Raw genomic sequence first — 1,144 nt, 5'->3', positions numbered from 1 at the left:
AATCAAGACCAGCTTTGGGGCGATTATGATGCGGCCCAGGCGGCGCCGGGCGGCGCTTCTCCGCCGCCCATTTGGCAGGGAATGAATGCGCCTTCGCCAGCGCCAACCGTTAACCAGCCAGGCCCATCGGATCAAGGCGCCGGGGCATGGATTTTTGGGGCAGCACACGTGCCCAACGCGCCTCCGGCGCCGGATCTAGCAATCTACGTCCCCGGCTGGCAACACGGCGATCAGCGCGCGCCTGAGGACCTCATGCGCGGAATGCACTACATGGGCGTGCTGCCGAGCCCGTCGCAGCCGCAGACAAATTTCACCATCGGTGGCGTGCCCTACACAGCGGCGTTGGGGCCATCAGGCAGGCAAAACGACATCATTGTGTTCTACCGCCGAAACTGAACAAGCGATTGCCGCACGACAAACAGGGGTTCTTCCGCATATTTGGTGCAGGTGCCGGGATTCACGGACGGTGCGAATAAGTTCATAGAGTCGGAATCGCAGTCGACGCCGTGATTTGCCCGTGCTCCATGCCTTCCGCTCGCTGATTTCGCCCGAACTTTCGATTGTCCAAATTCTCCCGGAGGCCGACAGGGTAGTGTGTCGCGCTGCATTTAATAATGAGACTCCTCGGCGTAATGATATCGAGACCGGTAATTTCTCTGGGGTCGAATACGGGTTGTTTGGCCCAAGCAGTCCATCACCGTCGCTTCTTCAAGGAGGCAGCGATGGCAGTGGAATGGACGATCACGATCGAGGGCAGGAACGAATTTGGCGACACCTGCCGGAAGGAGGTCCGCATCGACAAGAGCTGGAAGGGCTTGTTCGACGGCGATATCGGCTTCTCGATCGACGATGGAAAGAAAATCATGGCGGCCCTGCAGAGCGCGGTCGTCAGCCACGAGGCGGAGACCTACTCGCTCTTTCGCCGCGTCTGCCCGGATTGCCACACGTTCCGGCCGGTCAAGGGCTATACGACGCGCAAAATCCGGACTGTCTTCGGCACGGTGGAGGTTCGCAATCCCCGGTGGATGCTCTGCCGGAAGTGCCATCCTGGCATGGTCGCTGCCTTCGCACCACTCAACGAGATCTGCCCTGATCGAGCCACGCCTGAACTGATTGAACTGACGGCGCGATTGGGAAGCATGAT

At 59.9% G+C, this 1,144-nt stretch carries 2 pseudogenes; both read left to right on the top strand.

The features are described from left to right. A pseudogene (locus ACFFNA_RS35305) lies at nt 1–396 on the top strand (hypothetical protein); the annotation flags it as partial. Between the two features lie 326 nt (nt 397–722). Next, nucleotides 723–1,144 (top strand): annotated as a pseudogene (locus ACFFNA_RS35300) (ISKra4-like element ISMet1 family transposase); the annotation flags it as partial.

The sequence above is a fragment of the Mesorhizobium kowhaii genome (assembly GCF_042431665.1).
GTDB lineage: Bacteria > Pseudomonadota > Alphaproteobacteria > Rhizobiales > Rhizobiaceae > Mesorhizobium > Mesorhizobium kowhaii.
This window is presented reverse-complemented; position numbering and strand designations above follow the sequence as displayed.